17 protein-coding genes and 1 rRNA gene are annotated in these 17,591 nt (G+C 64.4%); 8 read left to right on the top strand and 10 right to left on the bottom strand.

Annotated elements, in window-relative coordinates:
• Positions 1-141 precede the first annotated feature (141 nt).
• Together AB0P23_RS23605 and AB0P23_RS23610 are read left to right on the top strand one after the other, a co-directional pair.
• Positions 142-2,445, top strand: a complete 2,304-nt coding sequence (locus AB0P23_RS23605) for an excinuclease ABC subunit UvrA (RefSeq protein WP_283551050.1) — start codon at positions 142-144, stop codon at positions 2,443-2,445.
• Between the two features lie 76 nt (positions 2,446-2,521).
• Positions 2,522-3,448 carry an ABC transporter substrate-binding protein gene (locus AB0P23_RS23610; protein WP_094664550.1) on the top strand — a complete coding sequence of 309 codons (927 nt, stop codon included), beginning with the start codon at positions 2,522-2,524 and terminating at the stop codon, positions 3,446-3,448.
• A 1-nt stretch (position 3,449) separates the two neighbouring features.
• On the opposite strand, the gene AB0P23_RS23615 is transcribed toward AB0P23_RS23610, so the two are convergent.
• From AB0P23_RS23615 to AB0P23_RS23635, 5 genes are all read right to left on the bottom strand, one after another.
• Entirely contained in the window at positions 3,450-3,959 is a 510-nt protein-coding gene (locus AB0P23_RS23615) for an LpqN/LpqT family lipoprotein (RefSeq protein WP_141215145.1), read from the bottom strand.
• Positions 3,960-3,976: 17 nt separating this feature from the next.
• Positions 3,977-4,924, bottom strand: a complete 948-nt coding sequence (locus AB0P23_RS23620; protein ID WP_283551049.1) for a hypothetical protein — start codon at positions 4,922-4,924, stop codon at positions 3,977-3,979.
• Positions 4,921-5,904 (bottom strand): hypothetical protein, encoded by a 984-nt coding sequence (locus AB0P23_RS23625; RefSeq protein WP_283551048.1) that lies wholly within the window; start codon positions 5,902-5,904, stop codon positions 4,921-4,923. The genes AB0P23_RS23620 and AB0P23_RS23625 overlap by 4 nt, the downstream gene beginning before the upstream one ends.
• The gene (locus AB0P23_RS23630) at positions 5,901-6,200 is read right to left on the bottom strand and encodes a type VII secretion target (protein WP_283551047.1); all 300 of its coding nucleotides are present in this window, start codon (positions 6,198-6,200) and stop codon (positions 5,901-5,903) included. Before AB0P23_RS23630 ends, AB0P23_RS23625 begins: the two co-directional genes overlap by 4 nt.
• 91 nt (positions 6,201-6,291) lie before the next feature.
• On the bottom strand, positions 6,292-7,155 hold the full coding sequence (locus tag AB0P23_RS23635) for a hypothetical protein (RefSeq protein ID WP_363799574.1): 864 nt from the start codon (positions 7,153-7,155) through the stop codon (positions 6,292-6,294).
• A 130-nt stretch (positions 7,156-7,285) separates the two neighbouring features.
• Between AB0P23_RS23635 and AB0P23_RS23640 the strand changes: the two genes are divergently transcribed.
• The gene (locus AB0P23_RS23640; RefSeq protein ID WP_363799576.1) at positions 7,286-8,398 is read left to right on the top strand and encodes a YbfB/YjiJ family MFS transporter; all 1,113 of its coding nucleotides are present in this window, start codon (positions 7,286-7,288) and stop codon (positions 8,396-8,398) included.
• Positions 8,399-8,603: 205 nt separating this feature from the next.
• Entirely contained in the window at positions 8,604-10,355 is a 1,752-nt protein-coding gene (locus tag AB0P23_RS23645; RefSeq protein WP_363799578.1) for a pyruvate dehydrogenase, read from the top strand.
• Positions 10,356-10,402: 47 nt separating this feature from the next.
• Here AB0P23_RS23645 and AB0P23_RS23650 read toward each other — a convergent pair whose 3' ends face one another.
• Complete coding sequence (locus tag AB0P23_RS23650) at positions 10,403-11,881, bottom strand: carboxylesterase/lipase family protein (protein WP_206498453.1); 1,479 nt, start codon at positions 11,879-11,881, stop codon at positions 10,403-10,405.
• Between the two features lie 140 nt (positions 11,882-12,021).
• On the opposite strand from AB0P23_RS23650, the gene AB0P23_RS23655 reads away from it, so the two are divergent.
• The gene (locus tag AB0P23_RS23655) at positions 12,022-12,714 is read left to right on the top strand and encodes a Tellurium resistance (RefSeq protein ID WP_032384924.1); all 693 of its coding nucleotides are present in this window, start codon (positions 12,022-12,024) and stop codon (positions 12,712-12,714) included.
• A 1-nt stretch (position 12,715) separates the two neighbouring features.
• Here the strand turns inward: AB0P23_RS23655 and AB0P23_RS23660 are convergent, their stop codons facing one another.
• Entirely contained in the window at positions 12,716-13,807 is a 1,092-nt protein-coding gene (locus AB0P23_RS23660; protein WP_287454046.1) for a DNA polymerase IV, read from the bottom strand.
• Between the two features lie 34 nt (positions 13,808-13,841).
• On the opposite strand from AB0P23_RS23660, the gene AB0P23_RS23665 reads away from it, so the two are divergent.
• Complete coding sequence (locus tag AB0P23_RS23665; RefSeq protein ID WP_363799580.1) at positions 13,842-14,270, top strand: hypothetical protein; 429 nt, start codon at positions 13,842-13,844, stop codon at positions 14,268-14,270.
• Here the strand turns inward: AB0P23_RS23665 and AB0P23_RS23670 are convergent.
• Positions 14,264-15,256 carry a 2-oxoglutarate and iron-dependent oxygenase domain-containing protein gene (locus AB0P23_RS23670; RefSeq protein WP_363799582.1) on the bottom strand — a complete coding sequence of 331 codons (993 nt, stop codon included), beginning with the start codon at positions 15,254-15,256 and terminating at the stop codon, positions 14,264-14,266. The genes AB0P23_RS23665 and AB0P23_RS23670 overlap by 7 nt on opposite strands.
• 86 nt (positions 15,257-15,342) lie before the next feature.
• Between AB0P23_RS23670 and AB0P23_RS23675 the strand changes: the two genes are divergently transcribed.
• Positions 15,343-16,011: an SIMPL domain-containing protein gene (locus AB0P23_RS23675; RefSeq protein ID WP_283315307.1), complete on the top strand. Its 669-nt coding sequence runs from the start codon at positions 15,343-15,345 to the stop codon at positions 16,009-16,011.
• A 24-nt stretch (positions 16,012-16,035) separates the two neighbouring features.
• Positions 16,036-16,785: a DUF2071 domain-containing protein gene (locus tag AB0P23_RS23680; RefSeq protein WP_363799584.1), complete on the top strand. Its 750-nt coding sequence runs from the start codon at positions 16,036-16,038 to the stop codon at positions 16,783-16,785.
• On the opposite strand, the gene AB0P23_RS23685 is transcribed toward AB0P23_RS23680, so the two are convergent.
• Complete coding sequence (locus AB0P23_RS23685) at positions 16,764-17,366, bottom strand: DUF6188 family protein (RefSeq protein ID WP_206498457.1); 603 nt, start codon at positions 17,364-17,366, stop codon at positions 16,764-16,766. The two genes, AB0P23_RS23680 and AB0P23_RS23685, sit on opposite strands and share 22 nt — an antisense overlap.
• Before the next feature lie 135 nt (positions 17,367-17,501).
• Positions 17,502-17,591 (bottom strand): 5S ribosomal RNA (gene rrf / locus AB0P23_RS23690); the annotation flags it as partial.

Genomic DNA, 17,591 nt, shown 5'->3' on the forward strand with positions numbered 1-17,591 from the left:
GTCGGTCGATGCCCATATGACATCGCCAGACCAAGGAGTCTGTTACTTCGGAAGCGTCTCACATCGTTTCCGTACGCTGTACGGTAGACTGCGTCGGCCCAGGGCGAACCACCGTCGGGGCAGCGAAAGGTGGCCAAAGCGATGAACGCAGTCCAGCCGATGATTGCCGACGAACGAACGACACCCGAACGAGAACTGTCCACGATCGTCGTGCGTGGAGCCCGGGAGAACAATCTGCGCGACGTCGACCTGGATCTGCCGAAACGCTCGCTGGTCGTGTTCGCCGGCGTCTCCGGGTCGGGCAAGTCGTCACTGGTGTTCGACACCATCGCTGCCGAGGCCCAGCGGCAGATCAACTCCACGTTCACCGCGTTCGCGCAGACGTTCCTACCGTCCTACGGCCGACCGGATGCAGATCTGATCGCGAACCTGTCGGCCGTCGTCATCGTCGATCAGAAGCGACTGTTCGGTGGTCCGAGGTCGACGGTCGGCACCATCACCGACATCGGTGACTGGCTGCGCATGCTGTGGTCCCGCGCCGTCACGCCGAACATCGGCTACGCCAACGCCTTCTCGTTCAACGACCCCGCCGGGATGTGTCTCGAATGCGAGGGACTCGGCGAGGCGAAGGTGGTCGACCTCGGCGAACTGGTGGACGAGTCGAAGTCGTTGCGGGAGGGCCCGTTAAAGCATCCCGACTTCGAGGTCGGCAAATGGCCGTACCGGGTGTTCGCCGACTCGGGCCTGTTCGATCTCGACGTCCCGATCGAGCAGTACTCGGCGCGCGAGCGTCACCTCTTCTTCGACGCCAAGCCCGGCGAGGTCGAGGTGACCAATCCCGACGCCGTCATGAAGAGCTACGAGGGCATCGTGTCGAGGTTCCGGCGAAGCTACCTCGCCAAGGACGCAGAAGCGCTCAAGGGCAAGGCGAAAGCCGCGTTCGAGCGCATCGTCACGCGCGGCGTCTGCGAGGCCTGCGGCGGTTCCCGCTACAACGACACCATCCGCGGTGCCACTCTCGAAGGACTGTCCCTGCCCGACGCGTTCGCCATGCAGGTTTCCGAACTCGCCGACCGTATCGAACAATGGGACATCAAGGGCCTGCACTCCGTCACCGCCGAAATCGTCACGCAGTTGACCAGACTCGTCGATCTCGGCCTGGGCTACCTGAGCCTGGACCGTGCGACGTCCTCGCTCTCGGGTGGTGAATCCCAGCGCATCAAGATGGTTCGTCACCTCGGAGCCACGCTGAACGACATGCTCTATGTCTTCGACGAACCGACGACCGGTTTGCATCCTCGCGACGTCCACCGTCTGAACGACATGCTGCTCGCGCTGCGCGACAAGGGCAACACCGTCCTCGTCGTCGAACACGACCCCGAAGTGATGGCCATCGCCGACCGGATCGTCGAGATCGGACCGGGCGCCGGAAAGTCTGGTGGCACAGTGGTGTTCGAGGGAACCTTCGATGAGCTCCGCCGAGCCGACACCAGGACCGGCGCCGCGCTCCGGCGTGATGACGCCGAGATACGCACTCCCCGTGCGCCTTCGGGCTGGCTGAGCATCTCCGGTGCCACCACCCACAACCTGCGCGACGTCAGCGTCGACATCCCGCTCGGGGTACTGACAGCCGTCACCGGTGTCGCCGGTTCCGGAAAGTCGAGCCTCATCCACGGACACCTGCGCGAGGCCGCGCCCGACGCCGTTGTCATCGACCAGGCACCGATCCGGGGCTCACGCCGTTCGTCCCCTGCGACCTACACCGGTCTGCTCGATCCGATCCGCGCGTACTTCGCCAAGAAGACCGGGCAACCGCCGTCGCTGTTCTCCCCCAACTCGGACGGCGCGTGCCCCGATTGCCAGGGCAGCGGTGTCATCTTCACCGAACTCGGATTCACCGATCCCGTGACGAGTACCTGCGAGACGTGCCAGGGCAGGCGCTTTCGCTCCGGGGCAATCCGGCACACCGTCGACGGCGTCAGCATCGCCGACATCTTCGAGATGTCCGTCGGGGATGCGCAGGACTTCTTCGAGGTCAAGAAGATTCGAGACATTCTGCGCCGCTGCCGGGACGTCGGACTCGGCTACCTCTCGCTCGGTCAGAACTTGTCGTCCCTGTCCGGCGGCGAACGGCAACGTCTCAAACTCGCCACCGAGCTGATCGGGTCGTCTTCGGTGCTGGTGCTCGACGAACCGACGACAGGTCTGCACCCGTCGGATGTGTCGAACTTGATCGCGTTGCTGTCCGGGATGGTCGATGAGGGCAGGTCGGTGATCGTCATCGAACACAACCTCGACGTCGTCGCCGCGGCGGATCACATCATCGATCTAGGTCCCGACGGCGGCCACAACGGCGGGCTGATCACGTTCACCGGGACGGTCGACGAGCTGGTGGCCTCGGACACTCACACCGGTAGGTACTTGGCACGGAGCCTGGGGCGTTGACCGCTCCCCGATAGTGTTGGCGTCCGAAGAGACACCGGACAACACAGGAGTGGCAGTGCAGCGTCGATCGGCACGAATGATCTCAGCCGGGTTCGCGGTCGTCGCGCTCGTAGCGGCGGGATGCAGCACCACGGAAACGGACGCGCCACCCGCCGCCGATCCGGCACCCGCGGCGAGTGGCGAGTTTCCGAGGACGATCACGTCCGGCTCGGACGGCGGCTCGGTCACCATCGACGCTGCTCCACAGAAGATCGTGTCGCTGAGCCCAACCGCGACGGAGACGCTGTACGCCGTCGGGGCGGGCGACCAGGTGGTGGCCGTGGACGATCAATCGGACTTCCCCGCCGACGCTCCGAAGACAGGGTTGTCGGCGTTCACCCCGAGCCTCGAAGCGATCGTTGCGTACGACCCCGATCTGGTGATCGCCTCCACCGACCTGGGCCTCGTGACGTCGACACTGGCCGAGGCAGGCGTTCCGACGCTGGTGCTGCCTGCCGCGACGAGCATCGACGATGCCTACTCGCAGATCGAGCGCGTCGCGGACGCCACCGGCCACGACGCCGACGGCGATGCCGTCGTGTCCCGGACTCGTGCCCGGATCGATGCAGCCGTCGCGAGCGTCCCGACCCGCGAGGCGCCGCTGACGTACTTCCACGAACTCGACGACACGTTGTACACGGTGACGAGTGCGAGCTTCGTCGGGCAGATCTACGGTCTGTTCGGACTCACCAGCATCGCCGACGGTTCCGACGCCGGCGACTACCCGCAGCTCGCCGCCGAGGCCGTGATCACGTCGAACCCGGATGTGGTGTTTCTTGCCGACGCCCAATGCTGTGGCGTCACAGCCGCTTTAGTCTCGTCGCGACCGGGTTGGGGGTCGATGACCGCCGTCCGCGACGGCCGGATCTTCCCGATGGACGAGGACCTGTCGAGTCGATGGGGCCCTCGTATCGCAGACCAGGCAGAGGCCGTCGCTGCGGTGGTACAACAGATCCCTGCGTGAGCTATCGATGCCCGATACGAACCTCGTCCACGAATACATCTGTCGCCCAAAGCAAGCGAGACCTCATCTGGTCGGGCAGGGTAACCGTCAATTGGACGAGGTACTGATCGACGATGTGGTGGACCACGACATACCTGGTCCGAGCGAACAACGTCCGACCCTCCCAGTCGTACCGACCCGCAATCGAAACGGACGGTAGACCGCAGAACGGGTCACGGTCGTAGCTGACGTCGATCCATTCCGGAAGTGCCCGGGAGTCGCCGAACCCACATGCCAGCAGGGTCTGCGGATCGAGTGACCGCGTCAACTTTCCGGTCAAGACTGCCGCGTTGGGAACGAACCCGTCGACCGCATCTGCCGGAGAACACAGCACCGCGGTGGCGTGCGGAAACAGATGCGCAGGAACGAGATCCCACCCCGGCAGCGCAGGGAGCTCCAGACCGAACCTTGCGCATTCGTCGAGATGTACGGGCGCGAGCTCGACACCACGCTGTTGCAGAACGCCCTGCATCGATTGTTCCCGAGTTGTCACTGGACGTCCCGTCGACCCGACATCGACGCCGCTCGGTCTGCTTCGATGCGATCGAGGAATCGAGGCGGGCGCAGTAGCTCTCGCGCGTCGTCATGGGCAAGCTGCGCACGGCCCCAGGGATTGTCCCGACACCACTGCAGTACGGACAGCAGCGCGTTGGGCTCTACCTTCTTCTCGCACGCCATCAGGACCAGCACCTGATCCGTTCCACCGGCAGGGTCGCGATACACGACTCGGATGGTGGGGTACCAATGTGAATGCGACACCGCAGGATTCGGATGCGTCTGCGGCTGCAGCTCGACGATCCCGTCCCACGGGACAACCGTGATTGCAGTGGTGGCCTTCCATCCGCGGCGCCGATAGATCTCCTCCACGAGGCCATCGGGATGCAGCGAAATTCGGGTCCGATCGACGACGAGCACACTCAGTGCGAAAATCAGCAGACATATCGGAGCGCCGAAGTGCGACATGACTACGACGCCCAGGTCGTGACGCGTTGTACTTACCGGGGCGACTCCTCCCCACTGGATGTAGGACAGGCCGGACACCAACGCGAATGCGAGTATTCCGCTGCGATACAACACGGTCCCCCGCCCCGGCACTGCCACGCCTCGGCCGACTCCGGCGACAGTCACCGGTCGCACGAACAGCGACAGCCGCGCAGACCCGATGCCGGACAACGCCACGGCCGCTGTGAGCGGTATCAGCACCGCGAGCACCAGGAACGACACGAGGAGAACGGTCTCCCCGGAAAGCGTCCCGAACAGGAGAACCGGAGCCACGATCGTCGCGGCAAGGACTGCAGACGAAACTCCGAGAGCTACCAGCCAACCCAGGTGAACACTGCGCCACGTCCGCACCCACAATGGATACTTCTGTGCTACCAGGCTCTTACGCAGCACGTCCTCGGTCTGTGGCGTGCGATCGTCTCTGATCTCGCTCATTTTCCTGCCGCCTCGAACAACTTCTCCACGCCGTAGCTGACGACTTGGCCCAGAGCGATCCCGGCAGCGGCGCCGGCCACCGTGCCGGGCCCCGGAATAATGGAACCCGCCATGCCACCCACGGCTCCGAACGCCCAGGTCGTAATTGCTCCCGCGACTATCGGCGTCGCCTCGACGATCACGGCCTCGGCCGGGTTCACCCCCTCGTCGATTTTTCCCGCAATTCCGGGAATCGCACCGGCAACGACTCCGAAGACCCCGAGCCCGCGTCCGATGTTCTTGGCAACGTCGTCGACGGATTCGACACCGGGTACTTCCAGCGCCCGCCTCGTCACGGCGGCCATGCCTCCGACGACCGACGCCGCGATGGTCGACGGCCAGTCCGGCATCCAGGAGAACGACCCGTCCGGGTTCTCGACGAACTTTCCGGTGGGATTGTCGAGGGCGAGCGCGGTCAACCGCTCGGTGGGCTCGGCCAGCTGCTGCGCAGCGTCGAGAGCGACACTCTCGGCCTGGCGCAGAGCACTCTGAATGTCCTGGGTCAATTGATATGCTGCAGAACGGAGTTCGTCGGCTCGACGCGTCTTCTCTTCACCCAGGCTGTCTGGGATCAGCGCGATCATCCCTTCGGGATTCACCACACCGTCGGCCCGTACCGCGAACCCGCTCGTCGTAGCCGCCGACACCTGAGCCTGCACGTGCGCTTGGGCGGCCTCGACGATATCGGCTGCACCTTCGAATGCAGCTGCGAGCGAGTCGATTTCACTGCAGACGGAGCTCATCCGGGAGCATTCGGCCACTACGCGACCGGCTGCAGCGCGTGCTGCGTCGCCGGTCCACGTCTCGGCCAGTGTGTCCTGCTCTTCCAACACCCCGGTTCGTTGGCCGTTGACGCGTTCGACTATCTCGGCCAGTTCGATCATCGTCTTGCGCATCGACTGCGGCTCCCAGCCGGCGACGTGCGGCACGGTCGGGGTCATTTCGGCTGGTCCATCGCAGCGAGGCGGCGGGCAAGGTCGTCGTCGGTGATCTCGTAGTTCTGCGCGGCACCACGGGCGATGTCCGCAACGCATTCGGCTCGGCCTGCCAGAGCGGCAACAGCTCCCGCAGCCGCTGCGGACGCTGCCGCACACGCTGCGCGAAAGTCGGTACCCTGCAGCGCATTCTCGGATGCTCGGAACGGGGCGAGGGTGTCCAACTCGGCGATCACCTCCCCCGTTCCCGACAGCACATTCGAGAACTGCCGCAGGATCACTGGATCCACATTCACTGTCATGACGCTCCCCCGAGTCGCACCGTATCGACGCCCGGTGAATCGGCGTCATCGGGTTTGACGCAGCGAGCCCGTTATCGGTTCCGTGCCGAAGCTAGGACCGCGACAGTTCCAGTCGCTCACGAAGCGGTGGTGGCAACAGCAGGTCGGGTGAGTCGTAGCCGGTCATGCGGATCCGGTTGACCGGGCCGTCGGTGCACCACTTCATCAATGCCAGAACGGCATTCGGCTCGGCTGCGAGCAAATGGATGCGAATCGCCATCCGGTCCGGTTGGTCCAGCCGGTCGCGGGGACGCTCGATATCGAGCCCAGTCGCTCGGACATACAGTACGGGCTCGGTGAACCCACTTCCCCGCTTCTCTGACGTTCGGTACGTCGAGGCCTCGTACTGCTCCACATCGTCCCAGCGCACGAGGATGTCGTGAATGCGCGGAAAGAAGAACATGCACGACCGTCTGCGTCTGACAAATCCGTCCGCGAACAAACGCAGTTCGACGCTGCTGCGGAAGCCGAGCGTCGCCACCAGTACAACGATGGCAATTCCAGCAATCGGCATACCGGCCGCGCCGAACACGTCACTCTTCGCCAGGGCGACCCCCATTCCTGACACCGAGATGGACGCGACCGTGATCAACAAGAGCTTGGCGGTCCGAGGCGGAATGCAGACGCCGCTACCGAGCGCGTGGTCCTCGACGCGCCGAACGAATCGGACGGGGATTCCCCATCGAATCACGTTGTCGTTGAGCCCGATCCAAACGCAAGCCATGAGGGCAAGTAGAGCGATCGATCCGATCGTGTGCCCATTGTCGCTTCCTTGCACCTCGAGCCGTCCGCGATAGATCGCAATGGCTACCACCGCGACAATCGCGATGACGGCCTGCCACAGGCGGCCCAACGTGTTCGGCCAGTACGGCGCCCAGATAGGTCGTTCTGCGTCGGTGTACTTCGTCTCACTCATGCGTCCCCCACAGTCGGTATCAGGTATTGGACGCACCGGTGGTGCGATCGGTTCCCTGCTGCGCGGTTCGATGAGACGGGGATCCAACGCGTACCTTTGGCGCGGCTAACGACTTAGGAGGGCGATCGCAATGAACGGCCGTCGATTATCGTTCGCTGCCGCGGCCGGACTCGCGGCCGCGATGGGCGTCGGGCGATTCGTGTTCACGCCGCTGCTACCGATCATGGTCGACGCGGCGGAGGTGACCCCGAGCAGCGGTGCCGTCATCGCAACCGCGAACTATGCCGGCTACCTCGTCGGCGCGATCGTGTTGTCGGTGCGCCCGTCGATCAATACGACGACGTCGTTCAGGCTGTGGACGCTCGTGCTCATCGCAAGCGAAATGGCGATGGCTGCAGTGCATTCCACCGCAACGTTTTCGGCGCTGCGGTTCCTGGCCGGCCTGGCGAGTGCCGCGGTGTTCATCGCCTGCGCGAGCACCGTCACCAAGCACAGAGCCGACGGTGCGTCACCAGGAATCGCGTTCGGCGGCGTCGGTGCAGGTATTGCAGCGTCGGGCATTCTGACGTTGCTCGCCGGACCACATCTGTCGTGGGAGGCGCTGTGGTTGTGCTCGGCGATACTGACTGCGGTGCTCGTCGCCCCGGCGTGGACGCTTCGGGTACACCCCGAGCCTGCAGGGCGGTCCGAGGCGGGCGAGGTGAACGCCGGAACCCGCGCGGTGTGGCGGACATTGCTCGTCGCGTACTTCCTCGAGGGCCTCGGGTACATCATCGTCGGCACGTTTCTCGTGGCAGCGGTCGGTGGCCACGGCAGCACGTCGGTGGGTCCAGCGGTGTGGATCGTCGTGGGATTGGCTGCGGTGCCGGCGACGGTGCTGTGGCAAGGGGTGGCTCGTCGAACCAGCCTGCGCAGTGCTCTGGTTGCCGCATTCGCCTTACAGTCCATTGCCGCAGTGCTTCCCGCACTGACCGGGAACACCCTAGCCGCCGTATGTTCAGCGTTGTTGTTCGGGGGAACGTTCATGGGCATCACGATGCTGACGATGAGCACAGCGCACACACTTCCCATCGGCCGTACCGCGGCGACACTGACTGCCGTCTACGGCGTCGGACAAGTGGTGGGGCCATTGGTGGTTGCGCCCGCAATCGGCGATTCGTACGCGATCGCCTTCGCCATCGCGACCGGAGTGCTGGTGCTGGGAACCGTGGCTTCTGTCCGGATACTGCGGATGTCGGCGTAAGGCCACCCCCACATTCGGTTGGGTGCTGACGGGAAAAACCCCACGTGACGAAGATCGCGTCCGCTGTGACCAGGGCCTTCGCTCTTGACGGTTCACGCGCACCTACCCAGGATGTTTCGTACACCCTCGGCGCCGGGAAGGCGTCGAGAATGCGCACAGGGCACATCGACCCCGCGGCGCGCTACTACATCCGAGGAGAAAACCTATGTCCACCACAGTGGCCGATCAACTCGTTCGCGGACTCGTCGACGCCGGAGTTCGGCGCATCTACGGAATCGTCGGCGACAGTCTCAACCCGGTGGTCGACGCGGTGCGTCGGACCGGAGGGTCGGCCAAAGGCGGCATCGACTGGATCCATGTTCGCCACGAGGAAGCTGCTGCTTTCGCGGCATCGGCGGACGCGCAGACCACCGGCACCCTCGCCGTCTGCGCCGGCTCCTGCGGACCGGGTAACCTGCATCTGATCAACGGGCTGTTCGACGCACACCGTTCCGGCGCACCGGTTCTCGCGATCGCATCCCACATTCCCAGCAGCGAGATCGGGTCGGGGTACTTCCAGGAGACGCACCCCGATCGCCTGTTCGTCGAATGCTCGCTGTACAACGAGTTCGTCTCCACCGCCGAGCAAGCACCGCGCGTCTTCCGCGCTGCGATCAACGCAGCGATCACCGGCGGCGGAGTATCGGTGGTGACGCTCCCCGGTGACATTGCCGAGCTGTCCGCTGCCGGCGCAATGGATCCCATCTCCATTCCGTCGACTCCCGTCGTCACTCCGCCCGCCGCCGACATCCAACAGCTGGCCGACGCCATCAACAATGCCGAGAAGGTCGCGATCTTCGCCGGCTACGGCGTCAAGGGTGCCCACGACGAGGTCGTGGCATTCGCCGACACCATCGGCGCTCCCGTCGGACATTCGTTGCGCGGCAAGGAGTTCATCCAGTACGACAACCCGTACGACGTCGGCATGACCGGTCTGCTCGGCTACGGAGCTGCGCACGCCGGTATCCACGACGCGGATCTGTTGATCCTGCTCGGCACCGACTTTCCGTACCAACAGTTTCTTCCCGAGGATGTCGCGACCGCGCAGATCGACATCGATCCGACCAAGTTGGGCCGCCGTACCTCGGTGAAGTACCCCATCCACGGAGACGTACGTGCAACTCTGAACGCGTTGGCTCCGTTGGTCACTCGCAAGACCGATCGCCGGTACGCAGAGAAGTGGTTGGACAAGCACAACGATCTGATGGGCAAGACAGTCGGCGCGTACACCCGCAATGCCGAGAAGCTCGTGCCGATCCATCCCGAGTTCGCCGCGTCCGTGCTCGACGATCTGGCCGACGACGATGCCGTGTTCACCACCGACACCGGTATGTGCAACGTGTGGACCGCCCGATACATCAACCCCACCGGCAGAAGAGCTTTCGTCGCATCGATGCTGCACGGCTCGATGGCCAACGCGCTACCGCACGCCATCGGGGCGCAGTTCGCGCACCCGGGCCGTCAGGTCGTCTCCATCTCGGGTGACGGTGGATTCTCGATGATGCTCTCCGAACTCCTCACCGTGGCGATGTACAAGTTGCCGGTGAAGATCGTCATGTTCGACAACTCGACCCTGGGCATGGTCAAGGCCGAGATGCTCGTCGACGGCCTCCCCGACTTCGGTGTAGACGTGCCACAGGTCGACTACACCGGAATCGCCAGGGCTGCGGGCATTCACGCGCAGCGCGTCGACCAGCCGGGTGATATTCGCGGCGCACTCGAAACCGCGTTCGCCACGGACGGGCCTGCCCTGGTGCAACTGATCACCGATCCGCTGGCACTGTCGGTGCCGCCGACCCTCACCGGCGAGCAGCTCAAGGGCTTCGCGCTCGCGATGAGCAAGGTGGTCCTCAACGGCGGTGTAGGAGAAGCAGTTCGGATGGCGAAGTCGAACCTGCGTAACGTTCCGCGCCCCTGATCCAGATACGGCACCGGTGGTACGGCATGTACCACCGGTGCTGTCGTCTACCGGATCTCGTCCCACAGCTCCCGCTGTGCCGCACGAGGATCCTGCACCGAAGCCGACTCCTCGTCGAACGTCATGACCGTTCGCTCCGACCCGTACGGGGCCCAGCCCGGGTCGCCTGCCGTGACAAAGTCCACCCAGGCGCGGTGAGTCCGGTCGGCGAGTTTCTGCGGAGGGTTCGGCCCGAGGAGCAAACCTCCGGTGCCCTCGGCGAGGTTGTCGAAGACGAACGGGATCTCGATTGCATGGCAGGCACCCAGCTTGCCCTCGTACGACGATGACGGCCACGCGAATTCGTACATATACGTCGCGCAACCCGAACGAGCCTCGGCGATACGGATGACAGGAATTCGGAAGAACCAGTCGGTCATCGCGGCCATCATGACCTCACCTGCGGTGGCGTCGGGTGTGTCGGCGCGGTAGAGCTCGAGCACCCGGTCTGCGTCGGCACCCATGCCCGCCATGGCCATGCGCAGCAGATTCTCGTCGATGTGCCGGAACACGCCGCTGGGTACGAAGAACAGCGCGTGTTCGTCGGAGTTGGATCCGACCATGATCTCGACGTCTGCGGTCGAGCCGGCGGCGATCGCATCGATCGGCCGGGCCGGCACCACGTCCCCGTCGATGTGCGGCTCGTACGCCATGACATTGAGGACCAGCTCGCCCCACAGACGCGGATCGGGTTGCTTGGCAATACGATTCGACAGCGCGGTCTGCGCGGCCGTCAAGTCCACCACCGGCACCGAACCGAAACCGTCGACGGTGGGTTCCACACCGAGGTCCGACGCCAACGCCGCGGTGACCTTCTTCGCGGTCTCCTCCGTCAGCACATGGTGCCCGCCGCCGCTCTGCAGGATGGCGCGGCGGAACAGCCCCTTCGCGCGAGGCATCGACAGCAGCGTGCCCACACTCATCGCGCCCGCCGACTCCCCCGCAACCGTCACCTGGGCGGGGTCGCCGCCGAACGCCGCAATGTTGGCGGCCACCCATTCGAGCGCCGCAACCTGATCCAGCAGACCGCGGTTGGCGGGCGCTCCGTCGATCGCCAGGAATCCGTCGACGCCCAATCGGTAGTTGATGGTGACGCACACGATTCCGTCGCGGGCGAAGGCGGTGCCGTCGTACGTGGGTACCGCGCCGCTGCCGTTGGTGAACGACCCACCGTGAATCCATACCAGTACCGGCAACCCCGCAGCCTCGACGTCGGGCGTCCAGACATTCAAGTTCAGGCAATCGTCTCCGTCGATCGCCACCTCGGACAGAATCTGGTCGATCGGGCTGGGAAATCCGGGCTTGGGAGCCGTCGGGCCGAATTCGGTGGCCTGCCGGACGCCCTCCCACGACTCGGGTTGCTGTGGTGCCTGGAAGCGGTGTGCACCGAAGGGCGGTGCCGCGTACGGGATTCCCTTGAAGGCGCTCACCCCCGCAACTGTGCGACCACTGAGTTTCCCTTGCGCGACCTCTACGACCGGGTTCATCGGTTCCTTTCAATATCGAACGTGAGAACTCCATAGTGCACTCCCGGCCCACGTCGTCGACCCCGGTTGCGGTTATTCTCGACGGACCGCCCAAACCGGACATCGCGATCCGGAACTCGACCGTTTCGGAAGGCTCCACGATGGCCATCGACTACACCCGCAAGCCCTCTCAGCCCGCCCAGCCCGCCGCGTCGGTGAATCTGAGCAAGGTGACGCTGTCCAAGGCGTCGCCCACCATCAGCTTGACCAAGTCCGGTGAGAAGCAGGGGTCGATGCGGGTGAATCTCAACTGGTCGAGCGGGGCACCTGCCGCGCAACCGAAGAAGAAAGGCTTTCTGGCGAAGCTGGCCGCCGCGTCGTACGGCACCGGAGGGGTGGACCTCGACCTCGGCTGCCTCTACGAGCTGCGCGACGGTTCCAAGGGCGTCGTTCAGGCACTGGGAAACAGCTTCGGTTCGTTGCAGCAGGCGCCGTTCATCGCGCTCGACGGCGACGACCGGTCGGGTTCGGTTAGCGGCGGCGAGAACATGCATATCAATCTCGCCGACCCCGACAAATTCACGCGCATTCTGATCTTCGCGATGATCTACGACGGCGCGCCCAACTGGGCTGCGGTCGACGGCGTGGTGACCCTGTACCCCACCAGCGGTCCACAGGTGGAGGTTCGCCTGGACTCGGCCGAGAACTCGGCACGGATCTGCTCGATCGCGTTGCTGCAGAACACGTCCGCCGGGATCACCGTGACGCGCGAGGTGGAGTACATCCAGGGCAGCCAAGCCGATCTCGACAAGAAGTACGGCTGGGGAATGAAGTGGGCTGCCGGCCGAAAGTGAACTAGGACGCTGGTTTCGGTTGCGGCGGAACCATTTCCAGTCGCACACCGATCAAGCGAACCTCTCGGCTGTGGTCGAGCCGATCCACCAGCGCCACCGCGGCCGACGTGAGAATCGCTGCATCGAAGGTTGGCGGGCCCGCGATCGGGGCGCTGACGGTATGCGTCTCGAACGGGGCATACCGGATCTTCAATGCCGCGCGGACCGCAGGCCGATTCTCGCTTTCGATGTCCGCGAGCACCTTCGACGTCAAATTCGCGACCTCGTCCCTGATCACGGTCCAGTCGGCGACGTTGGTCTGGAACGTGACTTCCCGACTGTGTGATCGCGCGACCCACGGTTCGGACGTCACCGGAGACAGCTCGATCCCCCGCCCCTTCGTACCGAGCCACGGCCCGATCTTCGGCCCGAACGCCGCGGCAAGGTCTGCGTCGTCCGCATCGGCCAATTCACGGACGGTGGTGATACCGAGTGCAGCAAGCCGGGTGGAGATCTTCTTGCCGATTCCCCACAGCGCATCGGTGCCGCGCTCTCCCATCACCTCGTACCAATTGTCCTGGGTGAGTTGGTAGATACCCTGAGGCTTGTCGAAATCGGTGGCGATCTTCGCTCGAAGCTTGTTGTCCCCGATCCCGACCGAGCAATGCAGCCCGGTCGCATCGAACACCGCGTCGTGCACGGTCCTGGCGAATGTCCTCGGATCGTCGGTCTCGACGCCCAGAAAGGCCTCGTCCCAGCCGATCACCTCCACCACCACCCCGAGGGAACGCAACGTGTCCATCACCGTCGCCGACGCCTCGTCGTATGCCGGCTTGTCGACGGGAAGAAAAACGGCGTCGGGAATCTTCTTCGCTGCGATCCGCAGCGGCAGTCCGGATCCGACGCCCTTCGCCCGTGCCTCGTAGGACGCCGTCGACACCACCCCACGCTCGGTCGGATCTCCCCTGCCGCCGACCACCACGGCTTTGCCCACGAGTTCGGGGTTCCTCAGCACCTCGACCGCTGCGATGAATTGGTCGAGATCGACGTGCAGTACCCAGCGCCGCCGAGTGGCATCGGTCGACGCATGCTCGGTCGTGGTGGTCCCGGTCATGGTCACCAGTGTGCCCGTGGTGTCTCATGGCGCAATGACGAAATCGATATCTCGGACCATCGGCCGGATCGTGCTGGGAGCATTTCTCGTCTTCGCCGGTCTGAGCCATCTGTTCTGGGCACGCAGCACCTTCGCGGCCCAGGTACCGACATGGATGCCCGTCGACACCGACGTCGTCGTCCTGGCTTCGGGCGTCGTCGAGATCGTTCTCGGTCTTGCGCTCCTGTTCTGGACTGCTCGCTCAGCGCTCGTGGGATGGGTGGTGGCCGCCTTCTTCGTCGCCGTCTTCCCGGGAAACATCTCTCAATTCGTCACGCACACCGACGCGTTCGGTCTCGACTCCGATGCCGCACGCGGCATCCGACTGCTGTTCCAACCCCTTCTGATCGTGTGGGCGCTGTGGTGCACCGGTGCCTGGGCACAGTGGCGCGCCTCGAGTGGACGTCGCAACCGGCGTCACTGAGCGGAGCTGTGCCCGGCCGGAACGATGCCATGGTGCAACAGAGCCACGTCGGGATGTGCGCGCGTACGGGATTTCCACGCATTCTCCCCGTAGGTGTCGTAAATGGGGTTGTCGGGATCGTCCTCGACCCCACGTGAGTGCCGTGCCAGTTCCGGTGGCAGCGTGATGATCGGTACGACGGCATCGAGTGCCGGACTGAGGAAGTACGGCACCGATACCCGGTCGGTACCCGGCCCGGGGGCAATCACCCGATGCCGTGTCGCGCGGAGGTAGCCGCCCGTCGCCACCTCCAACAGCTCACCGATGTTGACGATGAACGCGCCCTCCAGAGGAGGTACATCTACCCAGGTATCCGCTGCCGTCTCCACCTGCAGACCGACCGAGTCCGGTTCGACCAGGAGCAGGGTCAACACCCCCGAATCCTTGTGCGCACCCACGCCCTGCGAGTGATCCGGCGTCCCCGGGTAGCGCACCACTTTCATCAACGTTGCCGGCGCAGTGCCGAACGCGTCGTCGAACACGTGCTCGTCCGCGCCGAGAGAGGCCGCCCAATGTCGGAGCAGCGCGAGTCCGATCTGCGACACCGAACGCTCCCACTGCTCGAACGTCTCGCGGAAGCCCTCGGGTTCGGACGGCCACAGGTTCGGTCCCTGCAAATTCCAGTAGCCCCGCGCGTGCTCGATCGCCGGCCGCTCGGGACCGATGTCGATCTGCTCGCGCCAATCGACCCGACCGTTGGTCAGCTCGCCGCCCACTCGCGAATAGCCGCGAAAGTGTGGGCTCTTCAGTTGACTGATCTCGTCCTTGACGGCGTCGGGCACCGCGAAGAATGCCCGCGCCGAACGCAACACGTCGGCCACCCGGTCGGTGCCGATGCCGTGTCCGACGAGGTAGAAGAATCCCGAGTCGTGGGCGGCCTCGCGCAGAGCCCGTCGGAAGGTCTGTGGGTCGTGTTCGGACGACTCGAGATCGAGAACAGGGAGCATGACCCGATTGTCCTCCGTACCTGACGCGTCGGCCAGCAGTGTTGAGATTCGATGAATCCCCGTGCCCGGATGCCAGACTGGACGCCATGAGCTCGGAAGCACTCGACATCACCGTCGTCGGTCACGGCGAGGTGACCTACCCACCCGAACAATGCACGTTGTCCCTGACCATTCGTACCGACGGCCGCAGCGCAGAGTCCGCGTCGGAGCCGGCGGGGCAACTCGTTCGTGAGCTCACTCGCCTCATCGAACCCCTCTACAACAGTGAACACGGGCCGATCGATCGATGGACCATCGATCAGGTTCGGCGTTCCCGTCACCGCCCGTTCAACCAGGATGGCGAACAACTTCCGTACGTCTACCAGGCCGAGGCGTCCGTCGAAGTGAAGTTCAGCCAACTCGACCTGGTGGATGCCTTCGTGTACGCGGCATCCGCTCTCGACGGGGTCTCGATCGACCACTTCGATTGGGACCTCACCGAACCGAGCAGGAAAGCCCACACCCATGACGTTCGCGAACGTGCAGTGCAGGACGCTGTGTCCAAGGCAGAGGCCTATGCGTCGAGCCTGGGGAGGGTGAATGTGAAGGCTGTGGCCGTTGCCGATCCCGGACTGCTGACGGGGTCTGCCGAACACGGCGTCACCGAGCCGTCCCACCGCATGCTTGCCGCACGATCCGGGCCCGCCGCGTTCGCCCTGAAGCCCGAGAACATCACGATCTCCGCCAGCGTGCACGCCAGGTTCACCGCCTCCTGACGTGGTGCGCCTACCCTCGACATCATGAACCGCGACGATGCCCGACGCCTCTGGCCCCGGCCACCGCTGTTGCCTCGTCCGATTCTGATGGACCAGCGGTGGGAACGACTCGTCTTCCTGCACTGGCGAGTACCGAGTTCGGTCGTAGCGCCGCTGTTACCGGACGGGTGCGTACCGGACGAGTTCGACGGTTCGTCGTGGGTCGGTCTCATCGGGTTCCACATGGTCGGTGCCGGTCTCGGATATCGGCACCCGGTGCCGTACTTCGGGACCTTCGGCGAGATCAATGTACGGCTGTACTCGATCGACGCAGAAGGCCGACGCGGTGTCGTCTTTCGCTCCCTCGAGGCGACCCGACTCGCAGTCGTCGTGGGCACCAATGCCGCAAGAATCCCCTACCGGTGGGCATCGATCGATATCGATGACGACCAGCGAACAATTTCCTACCGAAGCCGGCGACTGGCACCGCCGAAACGCGGTGCGACGACGGACTTCGGCATCGTGCGGGGCACACGCGACATGTCCGACGACCCGCTGGCGGTCTTCCTCACCGCTCGGTGGGGACTGCACACCGCGCTGGGCGGGCACCTGCTGTACGTGCCGAACGTGCATCGACATTGGGCCCTGGTCGACGCGGAACTGACCCACTGCTCGGATCAATTGATTGCCGCTGCGGGTCTTCCGGGGGTCAGTACTCGACCACCCGACTCGGTGCTGTACTCGGACGGTGTCGCAACTCAGTTCGGCAAGCCCTATGTGGTGCGTGGTCGGTAGAAGATGACGTGCCCCGACGACAACTCGACGACCCAGTCCCCGCCCGCGTCTGAACTTGCAGTAACGCTCTCCCGCAGCACCAAGTAACCCGCGTCGAGCGGTAGATCGAAATTCAGGCGAGTTCCGTCGGAGAATTCTACGGAAGCATCGTCGCCGGTCGAGATGCGAACAACCGTCGCACCGATCGAGGGCAGACCCTCCCGAGTGGATTCTTCGTCGCTTCGGTGCGGCGGTGCCGGCCACGATTCGACGGTGCCCCCGGCACCACTCAGAACGGTCGACCCGTCGGCCGCACAGAATTCCCACGACTCGACCTCTTGTCGTGGATGGGCCACAACCCGAGTCCGTCCGTCGAACGTCAGACGAAGAACACCGGATTCGTCGAACTCGGCTTCATCGCAAACGACACCGAGCAACACCGCGAACGCCCTGAGTCCCTCGAATTGATTGTCTTCGTCGACCACAAGATCGTCGACGACGACTTCACTGAACGCGACAGTGGCACCGCTGTCGAATTCGACGGTCAGGTCGAAATCGAGGAGAACCTTGCGGACGCGCTGGCCGTCGACGGGAAGTTTCATCGAAGACGACTGTGCCACACGAAACCAGCACGGTACACAGTGCGTACGCGTTCTTTCGATTGTGTTGTGTGGGTGTTGGTTTCGAATGCAGAATGCCCCTGACCACGGGTGGTCAGGGGCATTCTGGGATGTTGTGTTCGGCGGTGTCCTACTCTCCCACACCCTGTCGAGTGCAGTACCATCGGCGCTGGAGGGCTTAGCTTCCGGGTTCGGAATGGGACCGGG

Origin of the sequence: Rhodococcus sp. NPDC077669 (assembly GCF_040686915.1) — a bacterium.
Classification (GTDB): Bacteria; Actinomycetota; Actinomycetes; order Mycobacteriales; family Mycobacteriaceae; genus Rhodococcoides; species Rhodococcoides fascians.